This window comes from Streptomyces sp. NPDC055189 (assembly GCF_053606765.1).
In genome coordinates, this window is sequence record NZ_JBSGSG010000041.1 from 21,970 (window position 1) to 47,614 (window position 25,645).

Here is a 25,645-nt window from a genome sequence, read left to right on the forward strand (position 1 = left end):
GAGGCCGCCGCCCGGCTCACCGAGGAGGGCTGGCCTGGCGTCGGGAGAGGGTGATTCTGCGTCGTGACATATCGACCTCGATGACGACGACGGAGATCTCGTCGCCGACCTCGACGACATCCTCCGGTTTCTCCACGGGCGTCCAGGCGAGTTCCTGAAGATGGACCAGCCCTTCGATCCCTTCGGCGACCCGTACGAAGGCGCCGAAGGGGATCAGCTTGGTGACCGGTCCCCGCAGGTGCCGGCCCGCCGCGGTGCGGTCGGCGAATGCCTGCAACGGGTCGGGCCGCAGCGCCCGCAGGGACAGCCTGGCCTCCAGATTCCAGGTGTCGAACTGCAGGAACTCACAGGAAACGCGCTGCCCGACCGCGACGACGTCCGACGCCGCCTCGATCCCGGTCCAGGACAGTTCGGGGATCGTGATGAACCCGACGCCGGGGAAGACGGGGTGGGCGGGGCCTTCGTCCAGTGCGACGAACACCCCGAACCGCTCGATCGCCGTGACCGTGCCTTCAAGGATCTCGCCGCGCCGCAGCGATTCCAGGAACGCGCAGAGTTCCGGGTGCTCGTCCGGCCCCAGCGCGGCCAACTGTCAGCCCGCCACCGGCAGGGCCTGCGGGTCCACTTCGCAGTGATCGACCGAGTCGGCCAGGCCCTCGCCGCTGATCTCCACCCGAGTGGTCACCTTGCCCTTTCCGGGCACCTTGACCTTCTCGCTCTCCTCGATGATGGTGAGGCCGTCTTCGTCCAGGAAGGTCACCGACACCCAGAAACGGCCCTTCTTCTCATTGCCGTTCGTGACCTTCACCGTCGCGTACGGGGCTGCCTTGGTCGCGCAGGCCACCAAAGTGGCCTTGGCGTTCTCCAGTTGCCCACTGCCGGTGGAGCCGGAGGAGCTGGAGGAGGTGGAGTCGTGCGTCGGCCGCCGGTTGTAGCCGCCGCCGCTGGTGCCGCTGCTGCTCGTGTCGCCGCTGCTCCCGTACGCGTCGTCATCGTCGTCGTAGCCCGAGCCCGATGTAGTTGACCCGGATGACCCGGAGGAGCCAGAGCTGCTCGACGACGAACTGTCGTGGTCCTGGCTCGAACTGCTGCAGCCGCCTCCGCCGCCTCCGCCGCCGTGGCGGCTGCCGCCGCCGTGCCCTCGCCCGGTCGTGAAGCCGGTCAGGGCCAGCGCCGAAAGCACCAGTGCCGCTGTGACCTTGAGTGTGCGCCCCCGATTTCTCATCCCGGCATCTTATCCGCGGTCACAGGCACCACAGTTGGCCAGCTGTCACAGGTGTGCTGCAGTGGGCGGGCCGACCGCCGGGAGGCTGGTTCACTGGGGGGCGTATCCGTTGGACAGCACCGCACAGCACCGCACCACATAGCACCGCACCACATAACACCGCACCACATAGCACCGCACCGAGGACTCAGCCGTGACCCCGTACTCCCTGGCGTTCTACGTCGACGTCGTCACCACCGGCACCGTGCTCGGCGCGAGCCCCGCGGCCTCTCCCGACGCCGTCACCCGGGTCCTCGGTCCGGGCTTCGCCGAGAACACCTTCGGCAAGCACAGCATGTGCCGTGACTACGGCCTGGCCGAGTTCTTCTGGGAGCGCGCTTCGGCCGGCCGGCCCTGGTCCGGCCACCACTTCACCCTGCAGGTGCACCGACTAGCGCACCGGGACCGCTCCCTCGTCAACGAGGTGCTGCGTGCCCGCTACGGACGGTTCACGCCCCGGCTGCGCTTCGGCAAGCTGCGGCGCCTGCTGGAGCGGCGCGGGGTCCCGCTGCTGGAAATCCCCGAACTCCCCGCGAACTCCCCGTACTTCAGGACCTTCTGGCAGCCTGATTCCCGTGTGGCCGTCTCGGTCGTCGCCACCTACGGCGAGTACAGCACGCCCGACCGCCTGCGGGTCGGTGACGTGTGCAGAATCCAGGCGCCGATGGCGGCCGGGGATGTGGAGCGGCGCAGGACGGAGGTTGTCAGCCGCTCGAACCGTTCGCCGCGTTGAGCCACGTACCGATCTGCGGCAGTGCCTCGGGCCCGCTGTCCTGCTCCACCGTGCCGACCAGGTCGGCGATGGAAACCTCCCGCAGCGACGCCCGCCAGGCGGCGTCGGCCGCGTTCATCGCGCGGGCGATGGGGCACGCCTTGGTGCAGTCCTCGGGCGGTGTCCCGAAAGGGCCCCGCTGACGGATCTCGGTGCAGACGAATGCCGGGCTCGCTCCGTCGACGGCCTGCACCACGTCCAGGACGGCGATGTCGGCGGCCGCCCTGGTCAGTACGTATCCGCCCGTCTTGCCCTGCACGGACTTCACCAGGTCCGCCCGGGAGAGAGCCTGCATCTGCTTGGCCAGGTAGCTGGGCGAGACGTCGTGCAGCTGCGCCAGTCGGGCAGCCGGGACCGGCTCGGTTGCCGCGGTGAGGACCACACAGCAGTGCAGTGCCCATTCCACGCCGCCGGACAGTTTCATGCGCCCTCCCAGTTGACTCGGATACAGGTTATCCGAGTAGCATCTCGGACAACAGGTATCCGAGTTTGCTGAGTCAGCGGCACTCGGTTCACAGAAGGGCACGATCATGAACATCACGGTCATCGGCGGTACCGGACTGATCGGTTCGCAGCTCGTCGCCCGGCTTCGCGAGGCGGGACACGAGGTCGTCGCCTCGTCCCTGTCGACGGGAGTCGACCTGCTCACGGGCACGGGCCTGGACCAGGCACTCAAGGGCGCGGACACGGTCGTCAACGTGTCGAACTCGCCCACGTTCGACGAAGCCTCGCCGGACTTCTTCCGCACCACCACCGGCAATCTGCTGGCCGCCGGCGAGCGCGCAGGCGTCCGCCATCAGGTCATCCTCTCCATCGTCGGCGTCGACCAGGTGCCGCAGCTGGACTACTACCGCGCCAAGACCCTCCAGGAGGACCTGCTGCGGCAGGGCCCCACCCCGTACTCGATCGTGCGCGCCACCCAGTTCTTCGAGTTCATGGACGCGGTCATGTCCTGGACCTCCGACGACCAGGCCGTCCGGCTGCCCGCCACGCGCATCCAGCCCCTGGCGACCGCCGACGTGGTCCAGGCCCTGGCCGATGTCACCACCGCCCCGCCGCTCAACGGCACGCTCGAGGTCGCGGGCCCCGACGTCTTCCCGCTCGACGAACTCGGCCGCCTGACGCTGGCTGCCCGCAAGGACTCCCGGCCCGTCGTCACCGACGAGAAGGCGGGCATGTTCGCCGCCGTCGAGGGCGACGTTCTGATCGCGGGACCTGACGCGCGCCTGGCCTCCAACCGCTACGAGGACTGGCTGGGCACCACCAGCTAGCCGACGCACCACGGCACGCTCCGGCCCGGCCCGGCGCCTGGCGGGGGCGGGGCGTGCAGCCGTCAGCCAAGAAGCAGCATCGCGACCGCCACCACGCCGAGCAGGCCGATATAGGCCCCGGCGTGGTGGCGGTCGCGGATCCGCGGCGGGCGGCGCCGCAGCACCGCGATGACCGGCAGAGCTCCCAGGAGCAGCGCCGATGCGGCGCGGACGTCGATGAGGCCGGCCAGGTGCCCCCGGGCGTCCTCGGCGTCCGGTATGGCCGCCATGCACAGGGACACCGCGGTGGCCGGGAGGGCGATGGCAAGGGTGAGGGGGTTGGCCAGCGCGGTCGCCACCCGCATCGGGTGCCCGGCCCGCCGCATCGCGGGAACGGTCATGACGCTGCCGCCCACGCCGAGGAAGGCGGCCACCGCACCGATCGGAGCGCCGAGGAAGGCCGGCAGCGGACGCGGAGCGTCCTGCGGCGCCCCGGCCCCGGCGGGCGGGCGCAGGAAGCCGGGGCGCAGCAGCAGATCGGCCATGGTGAGCGCGACGTAGGCGACGAAGGCCCAGCGGGCCAGATCGGCCGGGGCAAGGCGCGTGGCGAACGCTCCGGCCGCGGCCCCGGCCGCGAGCAGCAGGAGCAGCCGGCCGCTGCCGCGCAGCGCCGAGAGCACCCGCCGCGGGGTGACAGCCGTCGCGAATCCCGCGCTGACCACCATCACCAGGGCCGAGGTGGCCGTCGCCACCCGCATCGCGTCCGCGCCGAGCGCCGCGTCCGCCCACACCACGACCGGCACCGCGACGAACCCGCCGCCGAAACCGAACAGCACGGTCGTCACTCCGGTCAGGAGCCCGACCCCGACCAACACCACGAAGTCCATGTCTCCACCCCACCAGCCGCACCGGCCTACCGGCATGCGATGGTCGGCACAGTTCTTTCGCGTCTCGGCCACTAGGGTGGGCGGGTGAAGAACGTCCCGCTGGCCGAGGTCGACGACACCGACCGGGTGGTCCTGCCGATCGGCACCGACTACCCGCCCGGCCACGTCCTGGACTGGCACGAACACCGCCGCGCGCAGTTCCTCTACGGCGCCACCGGCGTCATGGTCGTCGACACCGCCGAGGGGACCTGGACCGTTCCGCCCGAGCGCGCCGTGCTGATCCCGCCCGCCACACGCCACCGGGTGCGGATGCTGGGGGTGAGCACCCGCAGCCTGTACATCGAGCCGCGGGCCGTGCCCTGGTGGCCCGCCACCTGCACGGTCGTGGACGTCCCGCCGCTGCTGCGCGAGCTGCTCCTGGCCGCCGTCGAGTTCCCGGCCCACTACAGCCTCGCCGGGCGCGAGGGCAGCATCGCCGCCCTGCTCCTGTACGAGATCGCGGAGCGCGCCCCGCTCCCCTTCCACGTCGCCATTCCCGCCTCCGCCGATCTGGCGCGCCTGTGCCGTGCGTACCTGGCCGCCCCCGACGCAGAGGCCACCAATGCCGCCTGGGCCGCCGAGACGGCCATGAGCGAGCGGGCCTTCACGCGGCGCTTCCGCGTCGAGACCGGGGAAAGCCCCGCGGTCTGGCGGGCCCGCGCCCGGCTGCTCGCGGCCCTCCCGCTGCTGCGCACCGCCTCGGTCAGCGAGGTCGGCGCCCGGATCGGCTACGCCTCGCCCGCCGCGTTCACCGCCGCCTTCACCCGCGCCTTCGGCACACCCCCCTCCCGCTTCACCGCGCGAGGCCCCGGCGGCGCCCGGCGCTGACGCACGGCGGCCGCATCGGCGTGCCATCGCCTGCCGAAGGCCACAAAAAGGGTTCTGACCTGCATGTTCACGGTGAAATCGGGCGGAAAGAGGCGCCGAGGGGCGTCGTCTGCCCACCAACCCCCTTGCCACGCCCCGTGGAAGCGCAAAACACCGCCGAGGCTGTGAGCCCACCCATAGGAGCCAGGTCACATGCTAACGACGGTAGTAGACCCCCCGAGGCTCCGGCGCGGGGCCGCGGTTCTCCTGTACAGCGTCTGACCAGGGGTGACCTGCGTAAGCCGGTAGTACGTCACATCATTGCGTCCCGCTCCGGCCACCGCTAACCCTTGCTGAAGTCCGGGGAGCACGGGACGCACCGAGCACATCCGCTCGCTTCGGCCGAGCCCCCACCCACACATCGCATTGGAGAGTTACCCCCGCATGGCCACGACCCAGACGCAGACCAGCACCGGCCGCATCAACCGACTGCGCAAGATCTCCGTCGCCGGTATCGCCACCGCAGGCGCCGCGGCCGCAGCCCTCACGCTGGTCCCCACCCAGGCGCAGGCCGCCGAGCCGACCGCGGCGAGCACGAAGGCCACCCAGGCCGCCGCGGCCAAGAAGCCCCACGCCGACAACCTCGACGGCTGGATCAAGGAGTCCCTGGAGATCATGAAGTCCAAGGGCATCCCCGGCTCCTACGAGGGTCTGCACCGCAACATCATGCGCGAGTCCGCCGGTGACCCCAACGCCCAGAACGGCTGGGACGTCAACGCCCAGGCCGGCACCCCCTCCAAGGGACTGCTCCAGGTCATCCAGCCGACCTTCGACGCCTACCACGTGGCGGGCACCCCCAATAACCTGACCGACCCGGTCGCCAACATCACCGCGGCCGCGAACTACGCCGCCGACAAGTACGGCTCGATCGACAACGTCGACTCCGCGTACTGAGCCACCGCTCGACGCAGCACCCGAGTCACGTACCGGTCAACGAGAAGAGGCAGCGCATGCCGCACGAGAGCAGCAACGAGCAGCAGGCGCACATGGCCACCGGCCCCGCAGTGCCCGAGTACGGGCCCCCGCGGGTACGCGGCTCCCGGCGGCGCAAGCCGCGCAAGACCCTGCGCTACGTCGCATGGGGCGCCCTGGGAGCAGTCCTGATCGGCGGAGGAGGCGCGGCCTACGCCTGGCAGCACCTCAACGGCAACATCCAGGGCACGGACATGAACGCCGCACTCGGGCAGGACCGGCCCGGTCAGCAGAAGAACGGCTCGATGAACATCCTCCTGCTCGGGTCCGACTCCCGGGCGGGAACGCACGGCCAGTACGGCAAGGGCGTCAGCGGAGCCCGTGCCGACACGGCGATGGTCCTGCACGTCGACAAGACCCACAAGAAGGCCTCGGTCGTCAGCATCCCGCGCGACACCATGGTCGATCGGCCCCAGTGCGCCAAGCCGCACGGCGGCACGGCGGCCGGCGCGCAGCAGGCCATGTTCAACTCGTCCTACCAGGCGGGCGGACCGGCGTGCACCGTCAAGACGGTCGAAAAGATGTCCGGCGTACGCATGGACCACTACCTCGAAGTCGACTTCAAGGGCTTCCAGAAGATCATCGACGAGCTCGGCGGCGTGGACATCACCACCCGCAAGGCCATCAACGACCCCAACAGCGGCCTGGCGCTGAGCGCCGGCAAGCACACGCTCAAGGGCAAGCAGGCACTGGAGCTTGTCCGCACCCGCCACGGCGTCGGTGACGGCAGTGACCTGGGCCGCATCCAGCTCCAGCAGGCGTTCATCAAGGCGCTGATCCACCAGGCCGAGACCGTCGACCCGCTGGGCAGCCCCGCCAAGTCCTACGACCTGGCCGACACCGCGACCAAGACCATCAGCGCGGACTCCGAGCTGGCCTCGGCGGACAAGCTCCTCGGACTGGCCAAGGAGCTCAAGGGCATCAGCCCCGACCGCACGAACATGGTCACGATGCCGGTCACCTATGACGCGCAGGACTCAGGACGGGTCCTGCCGCTGGAGAAGGCCTCGCAGCAGGTGTGGTCCGCCCTGCGCCACGACCGGCCCATCCCCGAGTCCGCCACTCAGGACTCGGTCGGCGACAAGAGCGACTCGCCGGTCTCCGCGGGCACCTGACCCGCCCCCGGTCCCGATCCCCGGCCGGTGCGGCTGAGAGCTCCGGGCCACCACGCCTTCGGCCCGATGTCGCGGACCAGGGCGGGCACCAGGAGCGAGCGGACGACCAGGGTGTCCAGCAGGACGCCGAAGGCGACGATGAAGGCGATCTGCACCAGGAAAGCCAGTGGGATGATGCCCAGCGCCGCGAACGTCGCCGCGAGCACGACCCCGGCCGAGGTGATGACGCCGCCGGTGGCGGTCAGCCCGCGCAGCACCCCTTCGCGGGCCCCGTGGCGCAGTGATTCCTCGCGGACCCGTGACATCAGGAAGATGTTGTAGTCCACGCCCAGCGCCACCAGGAAGACGAACCCGTACAGCGGTACGGAGGAGTCCGTCCCGCTGAAGCCGAGGACGTGCTGGAAGACCAGGGCGGAAACGCCGAGGGTGGCCAGGAAGTTGAGCGCCACCGTCGCCACCAGCAGGACCGGCATCAGCAGCGACCTGAGCAGTCCGATCAGGATGACCAGGATGATCGCCAGGACCACCGGCACGATGAGCATGCGGTCGTCCTCTGCGGTGCGCTGCGTGTCGTACTGCTGGGCGGTGTAGCCGCCCACCAATGCGTCGGCGCCGTTCACCGCGTGGACGGCGTCGCGCAGCCGGGCCACGGTGTCCTTCGCCGCATCGCTGTCGGCGGCATCCTCCAAGGTGGCGTCGATACGCACCCGCCCGTCGACGACGAGCGGCTCTCCTCCGCCCGGCCGGCCCGAAGCGCTCACGGCCGCGGCCGACGACACCCCCCGGGTGCGCCCGGCCGCGTCCGTGACCTGCTCGACGCGGTCCGCGTCGGCGATCACGACGGCCGGGTTGCCCGAACCGCCGGGGAAGTGCTCGCCGAGCGTCTTCTGCGCGGACACGGAGGGCGCGTCGTTGACGAAGATCTCGTCCAGGGGCACGCCCTTGGAGCTGAGCGTGGGGGCGAAGGCGGCGCAGACGAACAGGCCGGCGAGGGTGGCGGCCCAGACCTTGCGCGGTGCCCGGTCGACGAGCGAGGCGATCTTGGTCCATACGCCCTGCCCCGCGGACTTCTCCGTGGCCGACTTGGGCTTGGCGGGCCAGTACGCCGCCCGCCCGAGCAGGATGAGGACCGCGGGCAGGAAGGTCAGCGTGCTCAGTACGGCGCAGACGATGCCGATGGCCCCCACGGGCCCCAGCGCGCGGTTGTTGGTCAGGTCGCTCAACAGGAGGGCGAGCAGCCCGAGCGCGACCGTGGCGCCGCTGGCGACGATGGGGCCAAGCGACCGGCGCAGCGCCGCCCGCATGGCGGCGACCCGGTCGCTGCTGTCGGCCAGTTCCTCGCGGAAGCGTGCCGTGAGCAGCAGCGCGTAGTCGGTCGCGGCGCCGATGACCAGGATGGAGAGGATGCCCTGGACCTGGCCGTCGACCCGGACGACGTCGTGATCGGCCAGTACATAGACGATTCCGCAGGCCAGCCCCAGGGCGAAGACGGCCCCCAGGATGATGACGAGCGGCAGCAGCAGGCTGCGGTAGACGAGCAGCAAAATCACCAGGACGGTGATCAGGGCGACCCCGAGCAGCAGGCCGTCGATGCCCCCGAAGGCGTCGGAGAGATCGGCCTGACTGGCGGCGGGCCCGGCCACCTGTGCCTCCGTCCCCGACACCCGGTCCGCGGCCTTGCGGACGCGCTCCAGGGTGGGTTCCAGTTCCTCGCCGAGGTCGGGGCGTAGTTGGACGACGCCTTGCAGCGCCTTGCCGTCCTTGGACAGCACGGCGGGGGACGCCCGTCCGGCGAAGCCCTTCTGGCCGTTCAGCGAGGCCAGCGCACGCGTGGCGCCGGCCTGCTTGGCCCGGTCGATTCCGTCGGCCTGCGTGGCCCCGTCCGCGGTCCAGACGACGATCGCAGGGAGGGTCTCGTCCTGGCTGAACTTCTTCTGTGCGTCGATGACCTGCGTGGACTCGGCGTTCTGCGGCAGGAAGGCGGCCTGGTCGTTGGTGGCGACCTCGCCCAGTTTCCCGGCGTAGGGGCCGAGCGTGCCGCCGATGCCGAGCCAGGCGACGAGCAGGACGACGGGGACCAGCCAGCGTGCCAGGCGCGTACCTGTGGACATGGATCTCCTTGCGGGATTAATACCTCAACAACTAAGAATCTCAATGATTGAAGCATCTCATTCGCCGGAGGTGTTCAGCGGGTGCCGTGCCGACCGGGCGCGTCGCCGGGCGGACCGGGCGCCGACGGCCTAGCGCTGACGGCCGCGCAGCTCGGCGAGTTCCTCGTTCATGGCGGCCAGAAAGCGCAGCGCCACGGACAGCTCGTCCGCGCTGAACCGCACGCGAGCGCTCTCCGTCGCCGCGGCCAGCGGCTGGAAGAAGGTGCGCGCCGCCGCCTTGGCGCCCGGCGCGTAGTGCAGATGCACCACCCGGCGATCCGCGCTGTCCCGCGACCGGCGAATGTGCCCGGCCCGCTCCAGACGGTCCAGGCACGCGGTGACGGCGCCCGAGGTCAGCCCCAGATGCTCGCGCAGCCGCCCCGGAGTGAGCGGATCATCCGCATCCAGAATGGCCGCCAGCGCCTGGACGTCCGTGGCGTGCAGATCGTGGCCCGCGGCGAAACCATGGATCACCCGGTTGAGCTCGCCGTTCATCCGCCGCAGCTGCACCGCGAACGCCTGCAGATCAGTCGGCACCGGCTCGGATGCCGCACCGCCGCTGAACACTGAATCCTCTGTACTGGCCACATGCGAAGCCTATAGATCCCTCACCGGCACGCCCCTGGCACCCGCGGGCCCCGCAGCGGTCACCAACTGATGACGTCCTACGGGCCGCACTCGCCGCCCTTCGCCTCGGAGACGAGCAGGGGAGCGGCGGGCGTGTACGTCACGCCGTACACACGGGCGAACCGATTGGCCGGCGCCGCCGATCCGCCCATCCGTTCGAGGAAGAACGCGCGTGCCATCGACTCCATCTGCTCGCCGCTCACGTATATGACCCAGCGGTTGGACGCCGCGCTGAAGCGGGCCGCTTCCACCGCCGCCTCCAGGCCCGGCGCGGGCGCGCGGCGCAGTTGCCCGCGTAAGGCGAGGAACCGCCGCAACGCGTCCAGATCCGAGCGGCGCAGGCCCACCTGCTGCAGCCCGGGCGCGGGGGCTTCGCCGGTCGTCGGGGCGGCCCGCACCTGTGCGTACAGGAGCGCGTCCCACCCGTCGTCCGTCAGCTGCACCGCCCACAGAACCGGCCGCCCGGCCTCCTCGGAGAGCTGCGCCCGCTGATCACGGGGCGCCGCCCGGACCAGCCCGAGTTTCACCAGCGGACCCGTGACGCGTTCATCGAGCCCCGGGCCCGCCGTGGCCCACCCATCGGTTGTGCGCTGCACGTCAGCCACGCGTTGCAGCAGCACATCGTGCCCAGCCGACCACCGCATACCTGCACCTCCCGCCGAACAGTGCGATGCCGCGACGCTAGCGTGCATCCGCACCCGCAGGAGGACTGTTGAGCAATGCGCAGCGCACCTGTTTCAGCTCGGCGAAGATGGCTACCCAATCACCACGAGAGCACAGCGCTGTGCGACGTAGGCGCCGGACGGTTGGGACAGACAGCCGCCGGCGCCGCCCCCTGCGCTGAGGGAAACTATGGCCATGCCTGTCAGGGATCTGCGATGCTCGGCATATGAGCAACCCTGTCGGCTTGACAGCGGCTGCCTGAGCAACGGAGAGGCAGAGCGGGTGGCTTCCTCGTCGGACCCGGTCCATGTCCCGGCCATGAAACCCCAACACGATCCCCGGCAGCAGGTCTCCGATGGCGACTGCGCGGATGAGGTCGCCGAGATCAGGGCGCTGCGCACCGAGGTCAACGACCTGCATCGCGCCATGGAGTCGCACCCCTCGATCGACCAGGCGCGGGGCATGCTGATGACGCTGGGACCGTGCACCGCGGACGAGGCATGGGATGTCCTGGTCGAAGTGTCGCAGCACTCCAACACCAAACTGCGCGCCGTGGCCGAAGAGCTGATCGCCACGACGGAGGGCGAGCCGCTGCCCGGCGCGGTCCGCGCCGCGCTCAGCCAGGCGCTGGAGAAGCGGTAGGCAGGCAGGTGCGGGCCGCCCGGCGGCCTTGCGGTGGGCAGTCAGGCCACGGGCGGTGCCGCGTTTCGTGAACCGTCAGGCCGTCAGTTCGGCGAGATCGGTGGCGTCGAGGCGCAGCCCGGCCGCGGCGAGATTCTCGGCGAGATGGTCGGGCGAGCCCGTGCCGGGGATGGCCAGCATGTTCGGAGAGCTCGCGAGCAACCAGGCCAGGGCCACCTGCGCCGTCGTCGCGTCGTGCCGCTCGGCGACCTGCGCGAGACGCTCGTGCTCGATGGGATCGAAGCCGCCGCCGAGCGGGAAGAACGGCACGTAGGCGATGTCGTGTTCCTCGCAGCGCGCGAGCACGGCGGGGTCGTCGTGACGATGCACGTGGTACTGGTTCTGCACCGCGACGACCGGCGCGATGCCCCGCGCCTCGTCGAGCTGCGCCAGGTCGACATTGCTGACGCCCAGGTGCCGGATCAGGCCCTCCTCGCGCAGCTGTGCCAGTGCCGCGAACCGGTCGGCCACACTCTCGCCGCCCGGCCCGTTCATGGCTCCCACCCGCAGGTAGACGAGGTCGAGCCGGTCGAGACCGAGGGCGCGCAGGTCATCGGTCACCAGCTCGCGCAGCTGCTCGGGCCCGGCCTGGCCGGTGGGCATACCGTCGGGGCCGGGCAGCGGACCGACCTTGGTGGCGATCAACAGCTCGGCCGGGTAGGGCGCGAGCGCCTTGTGGATCAGTTCGTTGGCGCGTACCTCGCCCCGCGCGTAGAAGCCGGCCGTGTCGATGTGGTCGACGCCCGCCTCGACGGCCTGGCGCAGTACCGCGATGCCGGTCTCCGGATCGCGGGCCGGACCGGAGAAGGTGCCGGCCGGCAGCCGCATCGCGCCGAAGCCAAGACGGTTGACGGGACGGTCGCCGCCGAGCATGAACTGGCCGCTCGCCGCGGCCTGGATCTGTGTGGTCATGTCCCCACTCTCGCCCCGTGAGGGCCCGTTGCCGACCAGATGGCAACGTGTTGCCACGAGGGTGAGCGAGACTGGGGGAGTGACCGAACAAACCACGCTGACGGTGCACGGCGAGCGAGAACTGGCCGCGCGGACCGCGATGCTCTTCGGCGAGACGACGCGGGAGTTCTTCTGCGCCGCCACTGACCTGCACACCTGGGCACGGCCCGAGGAGCGGAAGGCGATGGTGCGCCGCCTCCGCCCGCGCGCCGCCGAGGGCGTGGTCGTACGCAAGCTCTACACACCCGCCGTGCTGGCCGAAGAGGATCAGCGGTCGCACCTGTTCGAGGTCGCCGAGGCGGGCGGGCAGGTGCGTGTGCGTGCCGCGAGCCTGCCGCACGAGACGATCATCATCGACCGCCGCGTGATGATCCTCGCCGGCCGTAACGGCTCACGCGGGCGCGAATTCACGATCACGACCGCACCGGCGCTCGTCGGGGGCGTGTACGCCCTGATGTGTGCCACGTGGGACGCGGGCACCCCGCTCACGGACTACCTGCGGCGCGAAGGCGGGACCGAGGGCCTGGACGCCGACTCGCTGAGCGTGTTGCAGGCGCTCGCGGCCGGACTCACCGACGCCGCGGGCGCGCGCCGCGTGGGCATGTCCGTGCGGACCTACCGCAGGCGGGTGGCCGAGCTGATGACCAATCTGGAGGCCGGCTCGCGCTTCCAGGCGGGTGTCAACGCGAGCCGGCGCGGCCTGACCGGCAGCTGAGCCGCCGGGACGGCGGTCAGGGGCGGCGGGCTTCGGCGGGGATGCCCGACGCCCGTAGTTTCCGGGCCAGGAGTTCCATCTCGGGGAGAGTTCCTGAGTAGTCGCCGTTGAGCACGCGGCTCACCACAGCCTTGGCGCTCACCAGGTCGATCCCGAGCTCGGCCCGCAGCACCCGCATGATCACGACTCTCCTCGCCGACTCATCGATCACCCGAAGTGTCGCCGCGCCGTGCTCGGACAGCACCTGAGCCCGCCGCTCGCTCGATATGTCCCCGAAACACACGGCCATCGCCAACCCGCAGGCGGCGCAACTCGACTCGACGTCCCACTGCAAGCGGCTGCCCACGAGGACCTGCACACCCCAGCACTCCAGTTCGGCACCGCAGTCCCGGCACGTCTCGGCGTACCTGACGGACTCGCTGACGATCGGCTCCATCCCCACCACCCCCAACCGGCACGAGGCTATGCCACAGGCCCGGTTGAGCGCCCCGTGCCCGTTCCCCGTTCCCGTGCCCAGGCGGGCGACCGGCAGCGTCCGGTCGCGACCGGGACCGTCACCGGGCCGCCGGGCTCCTCTGTGAGCATCGTGCTCCCGACGGTGGCGCCCAGCTCAGGAGGCCGGCATGCGCACGTGGCAGGAGTGGACGGCAGCAGTGCGGCTGCTGTGGCGGGCCGGGCCCCGGCACACGCTCGCACTCACCGTGAGCGTGGTCTGCGGGGCGCTCACCGGCCCGCTCGTCGTGGTCGCGACCGGGCGAATCGTGGGCGCGCTGCCCGGAGCCGTCGAAGCGGGCGCGGGCTCGGCCGAAGCGCGGGAGGCACTGGTCGCCCTCACTCTGTTCGGTGCGCTCACCCTCGTACGCACCGGACTGCGCGCCCTGGAGGGCGGGTTGGCGGCGGTGCTGCGGCTGCGGGCGGCCAGCGTCGTGGAGCACCGGGCCATCGCCGCCGGGAGCGGCCCGGACGGCATCGGACACCTCGAAGAGCCGGGCTACGCCGACATGATGCGCCTGGCCACCGAGCCGGGCACCCGGCCGGACCAACTCGCCCTGCTGCTGCCCGAGATCGTGCGCCCCCGGCTCGAAGGGATCGGCCTGCTGGTTCTCCTTACGCCCCTGGCCTGGTGGGCGCCGCCGGTGCTCGGTCTTGCGGCGGTGCTGACCTACCGCTCCTATCTGCGCCTCTCGCGCCAGGTGCACGGCAGCATGGAGTCGGCGAGCGCGGTGATCCGAAGGGCAGGCTACCTGCGCTCCCTTGCCGTGGATCCCGAACCCGCCAAGGAGGTACGGGTCTTCGGGCTCGGGGACTGGCTCGCCGATCGGATGACGGCCGTGTGGCAGTCGGGCATGGCCCGGGTCTGGGCCACTCGCGGGACGGCCGCGCGGCGCGCCTATGGCGCGGTGGGCTTCGTGGTGTGCGCGGAGGGTGCGGTCCTGGGCCATGCCGCCTTCGCCGCCGCACGCGGCGACCTGGGGCTCACCCAGCTGGTGATCAGTGTGCAGGCGGCGCTCGCCCTGCCCGCACTGGGCTGGGTCGGCGACGACGACCTCATGGTGCGCGATGCGCTGCTTGGACTGCGGTCGCTTGCCGCGCTGGAGCTGCGGGGCACCGTCCACGGTGATCGGCGAGACGGACCGGGAGGCGCCGGGGGAAGCGCCGGAGCCAACGGTCAGCCGGCATCCGGGAACGGCCGCACGAACGGCCGCGCCGCGACAATCCGGCCCCGCATCGCCTTCGAATCCGTGGACTTCGCCTACCCCGGCACGGACAAGCCCGTGCTGCGCGGGCTCGACCTGGAGATCCCGGCCGGGGCCTCCGTGGCGATCGTCGGGGCGAACGGCTCCGGCAAGACGACGCTGATCAAACTCCTGGCGCGGCTGTACGAGCCGGACGCCGGGCGCATCACGGCGGACGGCGCGGACATCGGGGCGTTTGACGCGCGCCAGTGGCGCCGGGGTATGTCCGTCGTCTTCCAGGACTTCGTGAAGTACCCGCTGACGCTGCGCGACAACGTGGCGATGGGCGCCCCGGACATCGGCGGCGACGCGAACGCGCTGGAGCGTGCCCTGGAACTGGCCGACGGCGCCGACCTGCCCCGCAGGCTGGGGGCGGGCTGGGACACCGTGCTCTCCCGGCAGTTCGCGGACGGCGCCGACCTGTCGGCAGGCCAGTGGCAGCGGGTCGCCCTTGCCCGTGCGCTGCTGGCCGCGCGGGCGGGCGCCGTGCTCGTGTTGGACGAGCCCACCGCGCATCTGGACGCGCGGGCGGAGGCCGACTTCTTCGAAAGGTTCCTGACGGTGAGCGGGGGCGCCACCACCATCCTGGTCTCCCACCGCTTCTCGGGCGTACGCAAGGCCGACCTCATCCATGTCATGGACGGCGGGCGGATCGCGGAGAGCGGCACGCACGACGCGCTGATGGCGCTGGGCGGCAGGTATGCCCGGATGTACCGGCTGCAGGCGGATCGCTTCGCGGACGGAGAGGGCGGGCCCGCGACCGGTGCGCCCGCGGTGGCTGCCCGGCCGCCCGCTGCCGTACGGCCGGTGGGGCGCGAGGTACCCAAGGGTCCGGATGCTGCCACCCCGCCCGAGGTGTCCGAAGGCGGTTGGCGCGACGTGCTTCACGCGCTGCGCACCCTGGTCGTCGAGTCCTTCAGGGAGTCCTGGAAACTGGCCGTGCTCGGGCTGCTGCTCGTACCCGCCGCGGCCGGACTTGCCGCCCTCCAGGCGCTGTGGTTGCAGTCCATGGCCGAGGGCGCACAACAGGAGTTGCTGGCATCCACGGTGACGGCGGCGCTCCTGCTCGTGGTGAGCCTGGGGATGTGGGAGGCGGTCGAACTGGCGGCCATCGGGGCCAGGATCGGGCTCAGCGAGCGGGTGGGCTTCGCCTTCGACCGGATGCTGGCCCGCCTCGCCGCGGGCATACCCGGCCTGCGCCACCAGGAGTCACCCGCTTTCCAGGACCGCCTCCATCTGCTGCGCGATCGCACCCTGGCCATGGGCGCCCTGCTCAACTGGGTGCTCAACCTGCTCGAACAGCTCGGCGGCTTCCTGGTGACCGCAGCGCTCCTTGCCACCGTCCACCCCGCCCTCCTTGTGCTCCCGCTCATCGGGGCTCTGGCCCTGCGTCTTCAGGTCTCCGCCCGCGGTGTCCTGGCCCGCGCCCAGCAGGCCACGGCGGCCGACTACCGGCTCGCCGCGCGTCTGGCCCGCCTGGCCACCTCGCCGGAGGCGGGCAAGGAGCTGCGCGTTTTCGACGCTGGGCCCGAACTGTGGTCCAGGGTGGGCAGGTTGCGCAGCCGCGCGGACGGTGTGACGAGCCGGGCCCAGTGGCACTTCGCCGCGATCGGCTGCGTGGCCGGGCTGCTCAACACGCTGGGTCTGATCGGCGCGGTCGCCTTCGTCGTGCATCTCGCGGTGAGCGGTCACACCGGACTCGGGGCCGTTCTGCTCGCCGTCGTTCTGGCCGGACGGTTCACCGGTCATGTCGGCGGACTCGTGCAGGCCACGGGGGCGGTCGTCGAACTCCTGCAGAGCGCCGAGCGGTTGCGCTGGCTGCGGACGTACGCGCAGCAGGCGAGCCTGGCGCCCGCGGTGACCGCCGCCGCTCCCGGTACCGCCGCAGAGGACTCCTGGTCGCCGGTGCCGTCGCGGCTGCGGCAGGGCATTGCCGTCGAAGGGATGTCCTTCCGCTACCCGGGCACTGCGGTGACCACGCTGCACGACGTCGAACTGCGGCTGCCGGCCGGGGGAGTGGTGGCTCTGGTCGGCGAGAACGGCTCGGGGAAATCGACGCTGGTCAAGTTGTTGTGCCGGATGTACGAGCCGACGCTGGGGCGCATTTCGGTCGACGGGGCCGGCCTCGACACCCTGGCCCCGGAGCGGTGGCGCGAGCGGTTGGGTGCCGCCTTCGAAGACTTCGTACGCTTCGAGTTCGTCCTGCGCGAGACGGTCGGCGTCGGGGATCTGCCGCGGATCACCGACCCGCGTGCGGTCGCGAGCGCCCTCGACCGGGGCGGTGCCGACGACCTGCCCGGCACGCTGCCGGACGGCCCGGACACCCAGCTGGGCAGCCGGTGGGAGCGCGGGATCGACCTGTCGACGGGCCAGTGGCAGAAGCTGGCGCTCGCGCGCGCTCTGATGCGTCCGGCGCCCCTGCTGCGCATCCTGGACGAGCCGACCGCGTCCCTGGACGCGGAGACCGAGCACCTCATCTTCGAGCGCTACATCGAGGCGGCACGCCGCCCTGGCCCGGACGGCAGCCGCCCGGACACGATCACACTGCTGGTCTCGCACCGCTTCTCGACCGTGCGCGGCGCCGACCTCATCGTCGTACTCGACCACGGGCGCGTCGCCGAGACGGGCCGGCACGAGGAACTCCTCGCGCGCGGCGGCCTGTACGCGCAGATGTACGGGCTACAGGCGCGCGCCTACCGCTGAAGCCGCGCGGACAGGCGGACGCACGGAAGGAGCGCCGGCCCGGGCCGGCGCTCCTCCCTGCTTGGTGCTCTGCCTGCCCAGGGGCTAGGCGGCAGTGTTCTGCGGGATCACCCACGCCGGGTCCCGCGGCTCCACCTTGTTGGCGAAGGCCACGAGCTGGGCGTAGGCGGCCAGGTCGGCCATCGCGGACTGGATGCGCGGCAGCGCGTTGTCGGCCGCCGGGTCGTCGATGCGCTCCAGCCAGTCACCGATCAGCGCGGACACCGCCAGGGTGCGCTCACGCATGTCGTGGCAGATGCCCAGCGGGCCGCCGGTGCGGGCCTGCTCGGTGAACGCCTGCCACAGCTCGGCCGACTGCGGCACCTGGCCGAGGCTGATGCCCGAGCGGTAGAGCCGCTCGTAGTCGAGCCTGCTGTACCAGGCGGCGGTCTCCTCGGTGAGGGTGCCGGTGGCGAGGATGTCGGCCACCCGGGCCAGCATCCGGGCGGCGCCGCCGAGGCGTTCGCGTGCCGCCGCGGCGTACACGGCGGCGGCGGACACCCCGTCGCCGTGCTCCGCCAGCTCAAGAGCGCGGCACAACTCGCTGGTAGCAGCGTTCAGTTCGGTCCCCGCTGCCAGCGCAAGCTGCTTCTTGTCGCGCAGGTCCTCCTCACTGAGACTGAGGAGCTTGTTGCAGACGGCGCTCATATCCCGTTCCTCCTTTCCTGTCCGCCACCGGCGACGGCGACGGCGCCGGGGGTCATGCCGAGGATGTTGATGACGGCCAGGGCCTGGCCGTAGATCCGGATGCGGTCGAAGCCGGTGAGCAACTGCCAGGCCACGCGCTGCCAGTCGGCGGCACCGGCCTGGTCGGCGTGGGCCGCGAAGCGCTCGAGGTCCGCCGAGAAGGTGGTCAGTTCGGACACGAAGTGGCCGAACGCAGCCTCGTCGCCGCCCTCTTCGTAGCGCAGCGCCACGGCCTCGATGGCGGCCTGGTCGAGCTGGACCAGATCCGCTTCGCGGGCCTCGGCGAGCGTCCGGCGCACCGGGGCGGAGCCACCGCCCGCGACCCGCAGCCGCTCGTCGTGGACGGGGTAGAAGCCCAGCTCCCGGGCGACGCGGTGCGAGGTGCGGTACTCCACCAGCGCGGCGCCCGTGGCGGCGGCGGCACAGCGCACCCGCAGGGCGGCCTGGCGTACGTCGTTGAGCTCCAGGTCGGAATGCATCAGGTGCAGTTCACTGCCCGCCCGCATGAAGTGGGCCGAGCCGGTGGCGATGGGGCCGTCCACGCGCTCGTACAGGGACTGATCGGCCACGCTGCCGTCCGGCAGGCTGGGGGCTTTGTTGCAGACCCTACTCATATAGGTCGTGCCTCCTTGGTTGTCCTGTGTCAGTCGTGCGGTGTTGCGCCGCCCGGCCTGCTGCCTCCGACGGGAAGTCGCACCAAACCGGCGGCGGACATTTGACGAATGCCGTAGTGGCAGCCGGTGCGGTGCCCGGTCGGCGGTGCGCGGGATCCGAGCGGTAGAGGGATGCTGGCAGCGCGTGGCGGGGGGAGATCCCCCAAACCGGGCAGCGCCGGACAGGTCCGGATGGCCTCGGCCAGGCGACGGTCACACCCGGTCGCCCGGCGCGGGCCGGTGCGGAGGATGCGATTCATGCCAGGGGGTACGGGGGCGGCGGGAGGTTCGCCGGAGGGGGAGTGGCGCGAGCGCGATGCGGCGGCGGAGGACGTCGGCCCGGTGGGCTCGGTGGACACGGCCGATGCGCTGGCCGCGCTGCTGCGGCAGTTGCGCAGGCGTGCCGCGCGCCGGGACGGAGGTGCCCAGCTCACCTACCGGCAGCTGGCGGCGCGTACGGGCTGGGCGCACGGGGTGATCGGTGACTACTTCGCGGGCAAGACCCTGCCGCCCACCGACCGGTTCGACACCCTGGTGCAGCTGCTCGGCGCCACCGGCCACGAGCTGCGGATGCTGGCGACGGCCCGCGACAGGGTGGAGGAGGCGCGCCGGGCCCGTCCGACGGCGGGCGGGCGTACGGGTGCGCCCGGCACGGACGGCGGCGGTCATCCGGCGCCCGTGCCGCGCCAGTTGCCCGCGGACGTCCCCGAACTGCCCGGACGGCAAGGGGAGCTGGAGGCGCTCGAGGTGATCGCTCCGACGCCGCGGGGCGGCCCCCTGGTGGTCGCGCTCGACGGCCCGGGCGGGGTGGGCAAGTCGGCCCTTGCCGTGCACGGGGCCCATCGGCTTGCCGAGAGGTTCCCCGACGGTCAGCTCTATGCGGACCTGCGGGGCTCACGCCGCGACGAGCACCCGGTGCCGGCCGCGGTCGTCCTCCGGCGTTTCCTGTGCGCGCTGGGCGTGCCGCGGCCGCATCCGGTCAGCGAGGCGGACGCGGCGGCGGCCTACCGCACGCTGCTGACCGAGCGCCGGGTGCTCGTCGTGCTCGACAACGCCCTGGACGCGGCCCAGGTGCGCCCCCTGCTGCCGGCGGGGCGCGGCTGCGCGGTCCTGGTCACCAGCCGCAGTGTCCTGGCCGCTCTCAACGGCGCCGTCCACCTGCATCTTTCGCCCCTGCCGCCGGTGGCGTCCGTGGAGGTCCTCGGCCTGTGGGCGGGGCCCGGGCGGCTGAGCGCCGAACGCGGGGCCGCCGCGGCGATCGCCCACCACTGCGGCCATCTCCCCCTGGCCCTGCGGATCGCCGGTGCCCGCCTTGCGGCGCGCCCCCGGTGGCCGGTGGCCGCACTGGCCGAGCGGCTCGCGGACCCCGCGCGCCGCCTGGCCGAACTCTCCTTCGCCGACCTGGACATGCACGCGGCCCTGGAGGCGGGCCACCGCGAGCTGCTGGCCCGCGGCCCCGCCGGCCGGGCGGCCGCGCTCGCGCTGCCCCTGCTGGCGGCAGGGCAGGGCGAGTTGACGGTGGCGCAGGCGGCCGCGACGACCGAGGGGGCGCCCTCGATGACCGAGGCGATCCTGGAGCATCTGGTGGACGTGCAGTTCCTGGAGTCGCGGGCTCCGGGCCGCTACCGCTTCCACCCGCTCACCCGGCTCTACGCCCTGCGCTCGGCCGCGGGCGGCCTCAGGCGTCCCAGTAGTTGAGCGGCGCCGAGCCCACACTGTGCCCGCGCCGGTCCAGGACGCGCCCCGCGTGCTTGACCGTGCGCAGCACCACCGCGCGCTCCGTGATGCGCAGATCCAGGTGCGCCAGGCGGCTGTTGAGCAGCGCCTCGGTGGTGTGGACCTCGGAGAGTGACGGCAGCCAGATGTCGAGCATCAGATTGTGCGCGCCCGCGGTGATGCTGCACATGCGCAGCCCGGGCAGGGTACGCAGCGCGCTGACCGTCTCCTCGAGATGCTGGGCGGGCACCGAGCCGAAGTAGACGACCGAGACGGGGAAGCCGGTCAGCGGCCGGGCAAGGGCGCAGCGCAGCGAGAGCCGCCCGGTGCCGGTCAGCACGCGCAGCCGGCGCCGGACGGTCGCGGCGGAGGCGCCGACGCGCTCGGCCAGGTCCGTCAGGGGCATCCGGCCGTCGGTGCCCAGGGCGAGGGCGATACGGCGGTCCAGGGGCCGCAGCGGTTCGTCGGGCAGCGCGGGCCGCTCCACGTTGAGCGCGGCGCGCTGCTGGCGGGTGAGGCTGCGCAGCCGCCAGGAGGCGCCCTCGAAGGGCGCCGCGGTGATGACATGGCTGCGGACGGCGCGCACGCCGGGCAGCTGCGACACCCGTTCGCCGGCGAGCCGGGCCAGGCCGTCGAGGTCGGCGGCGGCGACGATCGCCAGCATGTCGCGTTCGCCCGAGGTCTGCTTGAGGCTGAGCACCTGGGGGTCGCGGGCGAGCTGCCCGATGGTGTCCTCGCTGAGCCGTCCGCCCGTGTCGATCTCGACCTGGGCGTAGACGCCCTCGTCGTGGCCGGGCGAGAGGTAGCCGTCGACCCAGGCCACGCCCGCGTGCACCATGCGCTCCCAGCGGCGGGCGACCGTCACCGCGTCGACCTCCAGGACCTCGCCCACGCGCACCCAGGGCACCCGTGGCTGGATCTGCAGGGCGTGGACGATGGCCAGGTCCAGCTCGTCCAGGGCGGGGGTTCGCTGTGTGTCCATGAAAGGTGCCGAATCCTGCGTCGAAGGCGTCGTGGTGAAGGATTCCGGCGATTTTACACAGTTGTCATTCCTGATACCGAGGATCGTCGGCCATGAGCCACGCACAGTTCTCCTCCCTGCGCATCATCCGGGCCCGCCTTGTCGACGGCACCGGCGCGGCCCCGGTGACGGACGCCGTCATCGACATCGACGACGACGGCACCATCGCGTACGCCGGACCGGCCGCCGCGGCACCGCAGGCGCCCGCCAGGGCCCGGACGGTGGACGCCGCCGGCCGCACGGTCCTGCCGGGCTTCATCGACACGCACGTCCACCTGGCCATCGAATCGCCCCGGCAGATGGTCCGCCGGCACGAGAGCGACCAGACCCTGGAAACCTTCCGTACCGCCGAGCGGCTGCGCATCACCCTGGAGGCGGGCATCACCACCGCCCGCGACCTGGGCGGCTTGCCGGCCGGCTACCGCGACGCGGTCGCCGCGGGTCTGACCGTCGGTCCCCGTCTGCACACGGCGGTACGCATCCTCAGCCACACCGGCGGCCACGCCGACTTCCACTCGGAGTGCGGCTTCGACCCCTCCGCCGGGGTGGGCGAGATCGCCGACACCCCCGACGAGGTCCGCGTCGCGGTGCGCCGCCTGCTGCGCTCCGGCGCCGACGTGATCAAGCTGTGCGCCACCGGCGGCATGAGCAGCCCCTACGACCAGCCCGACGACGAGGGCCTGACCGTCGAGGAGATCCGTACGGTCGTCGACGAGGTGGCCCGGCACGGCGGCCGCCCCGTGGCGGCCCACGCCCAGGGCACCGCGGGCATCCTCAACGCGATCCGCGGCGGCGTCAGCAGCGTCGAGCACGGCTACGGCCTCACCGCGCAGGCGCGCGAACTGGCCGGGGAGCAGGGCACGTTCGTGGTCCCGACCCTCTCGACGGTGTTCGACGGCATCGACCGCTCGACCATGCAGCCCTTCCATTACGAGAAGAAGGTCCGCTGGTCCGGCATCACCCGCGAGAACATCGCGGCGGCCATCGCCGACGGTGTGCGCATGGCGATGGGCACCGACGCGGCGATGGTGCCGCACGGCCGCAACCTGCGTGAACTCGTCCACCTGGTGTCCCTGGGCATGACGCCGTCCCGGGCCATCGAGACGGGCACCCGCCACGCCGCCGAACTCCTCGGCCTCTCCGCCCAGATCGGCACCCTCGAGGCGGGCAAGCACGGCGACCTGGTGATGTGCGACGGAGACCCGCTCGCGGACATCGCGGTGCTGTCCGATCCGGCGCGTGTCGTGCTCGTCGCCCAGCGCGGCGCCGTACGCAAGGACACGCTCGGCCTGGCCGAGGCCGCCCCCGCGGCCGGCGGCGCGCCAGCGGACGGAGTCGCCGGATGAGCCCCTCGGTCACCACCGCGAAGACCCCGGCGGGCGGACCGCCCAAGCGAACCGCGCTCGACAAGGTCATGAGCGGCATCGAGCGCGCGGGCAACAAGCTGCCGCACCCGGTGCTGCTCTTCCTGGGCCTGTTCCTGATCATCGGCACGGTCTCGACGGTCTTCGCCGCCACCGACACCACCGTCACGGTGCCCGGAGAGAACGAGACCCTCGCGGTCAAGGGACTGTTCACCGGCGAGGGCGTGCGCTGGCTGCTCGAGAACTTCATCCCGAACTTCACCGGCTTCCCCTCCCTGGGCACCGTCCTGCTGATGATGGCCGCGGTCGGCGTGGCCGAGAAGACGGGCCTGCTCGAGACGGCCGTCCGCGCCTCCATCGCCCGGGCCCCCCGGCGGCTGCTGCCCTACCTGGTCGCCTTCGTGGCCTGCCAGGCGCACCTGATGAGCGACGTGGCGATCCTGGTGATCCCGCCGCTGGCCGCACTGGCCTTCAAGAACGCGGGCCGCAACCCGATCGCGGGCCTCATCGGCGGCTTCGCCTGTACCTGCGCGGGCTACGCGGCGGGCTTCTCGATCGGCGCGCTCGACGCGCTCTACACCGGCATCACCCACCAGGCCGCCGCGGTCGTGCCGGGCGGCGAGAACGCCCCCACGCACATCCTGATCAACTACTTCTACACGGCCGCGGCCAGCTGCGTCCTCGCCCTGATCGGCGGCTTCCTGATCTCCCGGGTGCTCGAGCCCCGGCTGCCCCAGCCGGACCCGGCCGCCCAAGCGGAGGCCGAGGCTGAGACCGGAGCCGGAGCCGGAGCCGGAGCCGGAGCCGGGGCCGAGGCCGGAGCCGGGGAGGAGAGCGAGCCCGAGGCGGCCACAGACGCAGCGACCGGACGCCCCTCGGCCACGGTCACCGTCACCGCCAGGCAGCGCACCGGCCTGCTGCGCTCAGGCCTGGCCGTCCTGCTGTATGCGGCCGTCGTGGTCACGTGCTGGCTGCTGCCGGGCTCCCCGCTGCGCGGTGAGGGTGGCGCGCTGGTGCCCTCGCCGGTCCTGGACGGCATCGTGCCGCTGCTGTTCGTCGCCTTCGTCCTGGCCGGCGTCGTCTACGGCCGCACCGTCGGCACACTCAAGCGGGCCGAGGACGCGCCCCGCATGATGGCCGAGTCGATCACCGGGATGTCCGGGTACATCGTGCTGATCCTGGTGATCTCCCAGGTCATCGGCGTGTTCGACTGGTCCAACGTCGGCACGCTGCTCGCGGTGAACGGCGCCAACCTGCTGGAGTCCGCAGGGCTCACCGGCTTCACGGGCCTGGTCCTGTTCGTCCTGCTGGTCTGCGTCCTGAACCTGTTCGTCACCTCGGGCTCGGCGCTCTGGTCCCTGGTCGCACCGGTTTTCGTCCCGGCGTTCCTGCTGCTCGGCATGGAACCGGCCGTCACCCAGGCGGCGTTCCGCATCGGCGACTCCGCAACACAGATGATCACGCCGCTCAATCCGTACGTGTTCCTGATGCTGACGATCCTGCGCCGCTACGAACCCGGCGCGCAGCTCGGCACGGTCCTCTCCCGCCTCTCGGTGTTCGTGGTCCCGTTCCTGATCGCCTGGCTCGCGGTCCTCGGCCTCTTCTACGGCCTGGACCTGCCGCTGGGCCCCGGCGCGGACATCCACCGCTGATCCGGCGCCAGAGGCGCCAGAGGCGCCAGAGGCGGCAGCGGGTGCAAGAGGCCGGACGGCCGCTCGCACCCGCTGCCGAGCTGGGGCGAAGGCCTGTGCGCCGGCTTGCCCGGCCAGGGACGTGTGACAGCGGCCCCCGGCACCCCTGCGTACCCTCTTCCCGTGCCCGCCTCACCCCTGCATCACGTCGCCGTCCTCGTACTCGAAGGCGCCAAGCCCCTCGATGTCGGCATCCCCGCGCAGGTGTTCACGACCCGCGCCAGCATGCCCTACGAGGTACGGGTGTGCGGCGCGGCGCCCGGTCCTGTGACCGGCGGCGACGGCCTGTCGTACTCCGTCGCCCACGGCCTGGAGGCGCTGGCCTGGGCCGACATCGTCTTCGTCCCCGGCTACCGCTTCCCCGACCGCGAGGACCCGCCGCGCGCCGTCGTGGAGGCGCTGATCGCCGCCCATGACCGGGGCGCACGGCTCGCCGCCATTTCCACGGGCGCCTTCGCGCTCGCCGCCACCGGCCTGCTCGACGGCCGGCGCGCCACCACACACTGGCACTACACGCGGGCCCTGGCGGCCAGACATCCCCTCGTCCAGGTCGACGAGAACGTGCTGTTCGTCGACGAGGGCAGCGTCCTCACCTCGGCCGGCGCCGCCTCCGGCATCGACCTGTGCCTGCACATCCTGCGCGGCGACCTCGGCGTGGCCGCCTCCAACCACGCGGCCCGGCGCCTGGTCGCCGCTCCCTACCGCAGCGGCGGCCAGGCCCAGTACGTGCCGCGCAGCGTCCCCGAACCGCTCGGCGAACGGTTCGCCGCCACCCGCGAGTGGGCGCTGCACCGGCTCGGGGAGCCCCTGACCCTCGACATCCTGGCGCGCCGGGCGGGGGTCTCGCCGCGCACCTTCTCCCGTCGTTTCGTGGAGGAGACCGGCTACACGCCGATGCAGTGGGTGATGCGCGCCCGCATCGACCTGGCCCGCGAACTGCTGGAGCGCTCCCAGCACAGCGTCGAACAGATCGCCGCCGAGATCGGCCTGGGCACCGGCGCGAACCTGCGCCTGCACTTCCAGCGCATCCTGGGCACCACCCCGAGCGAGTACCGGCGCACCTTCACCCGGGGCGAATAAGC

At 72.0% G+C, this 25,645-nt stretch carries 24 protein-coding genes; 12 read left to right on the forward strand and 12 right to left on the reverse strand.

Going from position 1 to position 25,645, the window contains the following annotated elements; genetic code table 11:
• Positions 1–16: 16 nt before the first annotated feature.
• Together ACWFR3_RS26240 and ACWFR3_RS26245 are read right to left on the reverse strand one after the other, a co-directional pair.
• Positions 17–589, reverse strand: coding sequence for a S1 RNA-binding domain-containing protein (locus ACWFR3_RS26240; protein WP_453737074.1), 573 nt, complete (start codon positions 587–589; stop codon positions 17–19).
• Between the two features lie 3 nt (positions 590–592).
• Positions 593–1,225, reverse strand: coding sequence for a hypothetical protein (locus ACWFR3_RS26245; RefSeq protein ID WP_453737075.1), 633 nt, complete (start codon positions 1,223–1,225; stop codon positions 593–595).
• Positions 1,226–1,418: 193 nt separating this feature from the next.
• Here ACWFR3_RS26245 and ACWFR3_RS26250 point away from each other — a divergent pair, with 193 nt between their 5' ends.
• Positions 1,419–1,997, forward strand: a complete 579-nt coding sequence (locus ACWFR3_RS26250; protein ID WP_453737076.1) for a hypothetical protein — start codon at positions 1,419–1,421, stop codon at positions 1,995–1,997.
• On the opposite strand, the gene ACWFR3_RS26255 is transcribed toward ACWFR3_RS26250, so the two are convergent.
• Positions 1,969–2,460, reverse strand: coding sequence for an RrF2 family transcriptional regulator (locus ACWFR3_RS26255; protein WP_453737077.1), 492 nt, complete (start codon positions 2,458–2,460; stop codon positions 1,969–1,971). The genes ACWFR3_RS26250 and ACWFR3_RS26255 overlap by 29 nt on opposite strands.
• Before the next feature lie 106 nt (positions 2,461–2,566).
• Between ACWFR3_RS26255 and ACWFR3_RS26260 the strand changes: the two genes are divergently transcribed.
• Positions 2,567–3,307: an SDR family oxidoreductase gene (locus ACWFR3_RS26260; RefSeq protein WP_453737078.1), complete on the forward strand. Its 741-nt coding sequence runs from the start codon at positions 2,567–2,569 to the stop codon at positions 3,305–3,307.
• A gap of 62 nt (positions 3,308–3,369) precedes the next feature.
• Here ACWFR3_RS26260 and ACWFR3_RS26265 read toward each other — a convergent pair whose 3' ends face one another.
• Entirely contained in the window at positions 3,370–4,173 is an 804-nt protein-coding gene (locus ACWFR3_RS26265; RefSeq protein WP_453737079.1) for a sulfite exporter TauE/SafE family protein, read from the reverse strand.
• Between the two features lie 84 nt (positions 4,174–4,257).
• Between ACWFR3_RS26265 and ACWFR3_RS26270 the strand changes: the two genes are divergently transcribed.
• The 3 genes from ACWFR3_RS26270 to ACWFR3_RS26280 all read left to right on the forward strand — a co-directional run bounded on the left by ACWFR3_RS26270 (position 4,258) and on the right by ACWFR3_RS26280 (position 7,166).
• Positions 4,258–5,040: an AraC family ligand binding domain-containing protein gene (locus ACWFR3_RS26270; RefSeq protein ID WP_453737080.1), complete on the forward strand. Its 783-nt coding sequence runs from the start codon at positions 4,258–4,260 to the stop codon at positions 5,038–5,040.
• A 423-nt stretch (positions 5,041–5,463) separates the two neighbouring features.
• Positions 5,464–5,973, forward strand: coding sequence for a transglycosylase SLT domain-containing protein (locus tag ACWFR3_RS26275; protein WP_453737081.1), 510 nt, complete (start codon positions 5,464–5,466; stop codon positions 5,971–5,973).
• A gap of 56 nt (positions 5,974–6,029) precedes the next feature.
• Positions 6,030–7,166: an LCP family protein gene (locus ACWFR3_RS26280; RefSeq protein WP_453737082.1), complete on the forward strand. Its 1,137-nt coding sequence runs from the start codon at positions 6,030–6,032 to the stop codon at positions 7,164–7,166.
• On the opposite strand, the gene ACWFR3_RS26285 is transcribed toward ACWFR3_RS26280, so the two are convergent.
• The 3 genes from ACWFR3_RS26285 to ACWFR3_RS26295 form a co-directional block, all read right to left on the reverse strand.
• Positions 7,115–9,277, reverse strand: coding sequence for an MMPL family transporter (locus ACWFR3_RS26285; RefSeq protein ID WP_453737083.1), 2,163 nt, complete (start codon positions 9,275–9,277; stop codon positions 7,115–7,117). The two genes, ACWFR3_RS26280 and ACWFR3_RS26285, sit on opposite strands and share 52 nt — an antisense overlap.
• A gap of 129 nt (positions 9,278–9,406) precedes the next feature.
• Complete coding sequence (locus tag ACWFR3_RS26290) at positions 9,407–9,904, reverse strand: MarR family winged helix-turn-helix transcriptional regulator (RefSeq protein WP_453737084.1); 498 nt, start codon at positions 9,902–9,904, stop codon at positions 9,407–9,409.
• Positions 9,905–9,981: 77 nt separating this feature from the next.
• On the reverse strand, positions 9,982–10,548 hold the full coding sequence (locus tag ACWFR3_RS26295) for a DUF6417 family protein (RefSeq protein WP_453737085.1): 567 nt from the start codon (positions 10,546–10,548) through the stop codon (positions 9,982–9,984).
• A gap of 376 nt (positions 10,549–10,924) precedes the next feature.
• Between ACWFR3_RS26295 and ACWFR3_RS26300 the strand changes: the two genes are divergently transcribed.
• Complete coding sequence (locus ACWFR3_RS26300) at positions 10,925–11,248, forward strand: ANTAR domain-containing protein (RefSeq protein ID WP_453737086.1); 324 nt, start codon at positions 10,925–10,927, stop codon at positions 11,246–11,248.
• Between the two features lie 75 nt (positions 11,249–11,323).
• Here the strand turns inward: ACWFR3_RS26300 and ACWFR3_RS26305 are convergent, their stop codons facing one another.
• Positions 11,324–12,199 (reverse strand): oxidoreductase, encoded by an 876-nt coding sequence (locus tag ACWFR3_RS26305; RefSeq protein ID WP_453737087.1) that lies wholly within the window; start codon positions 12,197–12,199, stop codon positions 11,324–11,326.
• Positions 12,200–12,278: 79 nt separating this feature from the next.
• Between ACWFR3_RS26305 and ACWFR3_RS26310 the strand changes: the two genes are divergently transcribed.
• Positions 12,279–12,953 (forward strand): DNA-binding response regulator, encoded by a 675-nt coding sequence (locus ACWFR3_RS26310; RefSeq protein ID WP_453737088.1) that lies wholly within the window; start codon positions 12,279–12,281, stop codon positions 12,951–12,953.
• A gap of 16 nt (positions 12,954–12,969) precedes the next feature.
• On the opposite strand, the gene ACWFR3_RS26315 is transcribed toward ACWFR3_RS26310, so the two are convergent.
• Complete coding sequence (locus tag ACWFR3_RS26315; RefSeq protein WP_453737089.1) at positions 12,970–13,389, reverse strand: hypothetical protein; 420 nt, start codon at positions 13,387–13,389, stop codon at positions 12,970–12,972.
• 187 nt (positions 13,390–13,576) lie between these two features.
• Between ACWFR3_RS26315 and ACWFR3_RS26320 the strand changes: the two genes are divergently transcribed.
• Positions 13,577–17,392 carry an ATP-binding cassette domain-containing protein gene (locus ACWFR3_RS26320; RefSeq protein WP_453737090.1) on the forward strand — a complete coding sequence of 1,272 codons (3,816 nt, stop codon included), beginning with the start codon at positions 13,577–13,579 and terminating at the stop codon, positions 17,390–17,392.
• A gap of 84 nt (positions 17,393–17,476) precedes the next feature.
• On the opposite strand, the gene ACWFR3_RS26325 is transcribed toward ACWFR3_RS26320, so the two are convergent.
• Both ACWFR3_RS26325 and ACWFR3_RS26330 read right to left on the reverse strand, forming a co-directional pair.
• A complete protein-coding gene (locus tag ACWFR3_RS26325) occupies positions 17,477–18,079 on the reverse strand; it encodes a hypothetical protein (protein ID WP_453737091.1) in 603 nt (200 codons plus the stop codon).
• The gene (locus ACWFR3_RS26330) at positions 18,076–18,732 is read right to left on the reverse strand and encodes a hypothetical protein (protein ID WP_453737092.1); all 657 of its coding nucleotides are present in this window, start codon (positions 18,730–18,732) and stop codon (positions 18,076–18,078) included. Before ACWFR3_RS26330 ends, ACWFR3_RS26325 begins: the two co-directional genes overlap by 4 nt.
• Before the next feature lie 297 nt (positions 18,733–19,029).
• On the opposite strand from ACWFR3_RS26330, the gene ACWFR3_RS26335 reads away from it, so the two are divergent.
• A complete protein-coding gene (locus ACWFR3_RS26335) occupies positions 19,030–20,469 on the forward strand; it encodes a helix-turn-helix domain-containing protein (protein WP_453737093.1) in 1,440 nt (479 codons plus the stop codon).
• On the opposite strand, the gene ACWFR3_RS26340 is transcribed toward ACWFR3_RS26335, so the two are convergent.
• Positions 20,450–21,469 carry an Lrp/AsnC family transcriptional regulator gene (locus ACWFR3_RS26340; RefSeq protein WP_453737094.1) on the reverse strand — a complete coding sequence of 340 codons (1,020 nt, stop codon included), beginning with the start codon at positions 21,467–21,469 and terminating at the stop codon, positions 20,450–20,452. The two genes, ACWFR3_RS26335 and ACWFR3_RS26340, sit on opposite strands and share 20 nt — an antisense overlap.
• Positions 21,470–21,561: 92 nt before the next feature.
• On the opposite strand from ACWFR3_RS26340, the gene ACWFR3_RS26345 reads away from it, so the two are divergent.
• From ACWFR3_RS26345 to ACWFR3_RS26355, 3 genes are all read left to right on the forward strand, one after another.
• Positions 21,562–22,854, forward strand: a complete 1,293-nt coding sequence (locus tag ACWFR3_RS26345) for an amidohydrolase family protein (protein WP_453737095.1) — start codon at positions 21,562–21,564, stop codon at positions 22,852–22,854.
• The gene (locus tag ACWFR3_RS26350) at positions 22,851–24,524 is read left to right on the forward strand and encodes an AbgT family transporter (RefSeq protein ID WP_453737096.1); all 1,674 of its coding nucleotides are present in this window, start codon (positions 22,851–22,853) and stop codon (positions 24,522–24,524) included. Before ACWFR3_RS26345 ends, ACWFR3_RS26350 begins: the two co-directional genes overlap by 4 nt.
• 162 nt (positions 24,525–24,686) lie before the next feature.
• A complete protein-coding gene (locus ACWFR3_RS26355; protein WP_453737097.1) occupies positions 24,687–25,643 on the forward strand; it encodes a GlxA family transcriptional regulator in 957 nt (318 codons plus the stop codon).
• Positions 25,644–25,645: the final 2 nt, after the last annotated feature.

Excerpts from the sequence above, each read along its gene's own strand:
- ACWFR3_RS26245 (WP_453737075.1), bottom strand. The coding sequence starts at position 1,225 with ATGAGAAATCGGGGGCGCACACTCAAGGTCACAGCGGCACTGGTGCTT.
- ACWFR3_RS26255 (WP_453737077.1), bottom strand. The coding sequence starts at position 2,460 with ATGAAACTGTCCGGCGGCGTGGAATGGGCACTGCACTGCTGTGTGGTC.
- ACWFR3_RS26260 (WP_453737078.1), top strand. The coding sequence starts at position 2,567 with ATGAACATCACGGTCATCGGCGGTACCGGACTGATCGGTTCGCAGCTC.
- ACWFR3_RS26265 (WP_453737079.1), bottom strand. The coding sequence starts at position 4,173 with ATGGACTTCGTGGTGTTGGTCGGGGTCGGGCTCCTGACCGGAGTGACG.
- ACWFR3_RS26275 (WP_453737081.1), top strand. The coding sequence starts at position 5,464 with ATGGCCACGACCCAGACGCAGACCAGCACCGGCCGCATCAACCGACTG.
- ACWFR3_RS26280 (WP_453737082.1), top strand. The coding sequence starts at position 6,030 with ATGCCGCACGAGAGCAGCAACGAGCAGCAGGCGCACATGGCCACCGGC.
- ACWFR3_RS26285 (WP_453737083.1), bottom strand. The coding sequence starts at position 9,277 with ATGTCCACAGGTACGCGCCTGGCACGCTGGCTGGTCCCCGTCGTCCTG.
- ACWFR3_RS26300 (WP_453737086.1), top strand. The coding sequence starts at position 10,925 with ATGAAACCCCAACACGATCCCCGGCAGCAGGTCTCCGATGGCGACTGC.
- ACWFR3_RS26305 (WP_453737087.1), bottom strand. The coding sequence starts at position 12,199 with ATGACCACACAGATCCAGGCCGCGGCGAGCGGCCAGTTCATGCTCGGC.
- ACWFR3_RS26315 (WP_453737089.1), bottom strand. The coding sequence starts at position 13,389 with ATGGAGCCGATCGTCAGCGAGTCCGTCAGGTACGCCGAGACGTGCCGG.
- ACWFR3_RS26320 (WP_453737090.1), top strand. The coding sequence starts at position 13,577 with ATGCGCACGTGGCAGGAGTGGACGGCAGCAGTGCGGCTGCTGTGGCGG.
- ACWFR3_RS26325 (WP_453737091.1), bottom strand. The coding sequence starts at position 18,079 with ATGAGCGCCGTCTGCAACAAGCTCCTCAGTCTCAGTGAGGAGGACCTG.
- ACWFR3_RS26330 (WP_453737092.1), bottom strand. The coding sequence starts at position 18,732 with ATGAGTAGGGTCTGCAACAAAGCCCCCAGCCTGCCGGACGGCAGCGTG.
- ACWFR3_RS26335 (WP_453737093.1), top strand. The coding sequence starts at position 19,030 with ATGCCAGGGGGTACGGGGGCGGCGGGAGGTTCGCCGGAGGGGGAGTGG.
- ACWFR3_RS26340 (WP_453737094.1), bottom strand. The coding sequence starts at position 21,469 with ATGGACACACAGCGAACCCCCGCCCTGGACGAGCTGGACCTGGCCATC.
- ACWFR3_RS26345 (WP_453737095.1), top strand. The coding sequence starts at position 21,562 with ATGAGCCACGCACAGTTCTCCTCCCTGCGCATCATCCGGGCCCGCCTT.
- ACWFR3_RS26350 (WP_453737096.1), top strand. The coding sequence starts at position 22,851 with ATGAGCCCCTCGGTCACCACCGCGAAGACCCCGGCGGGCGGACCGCCC.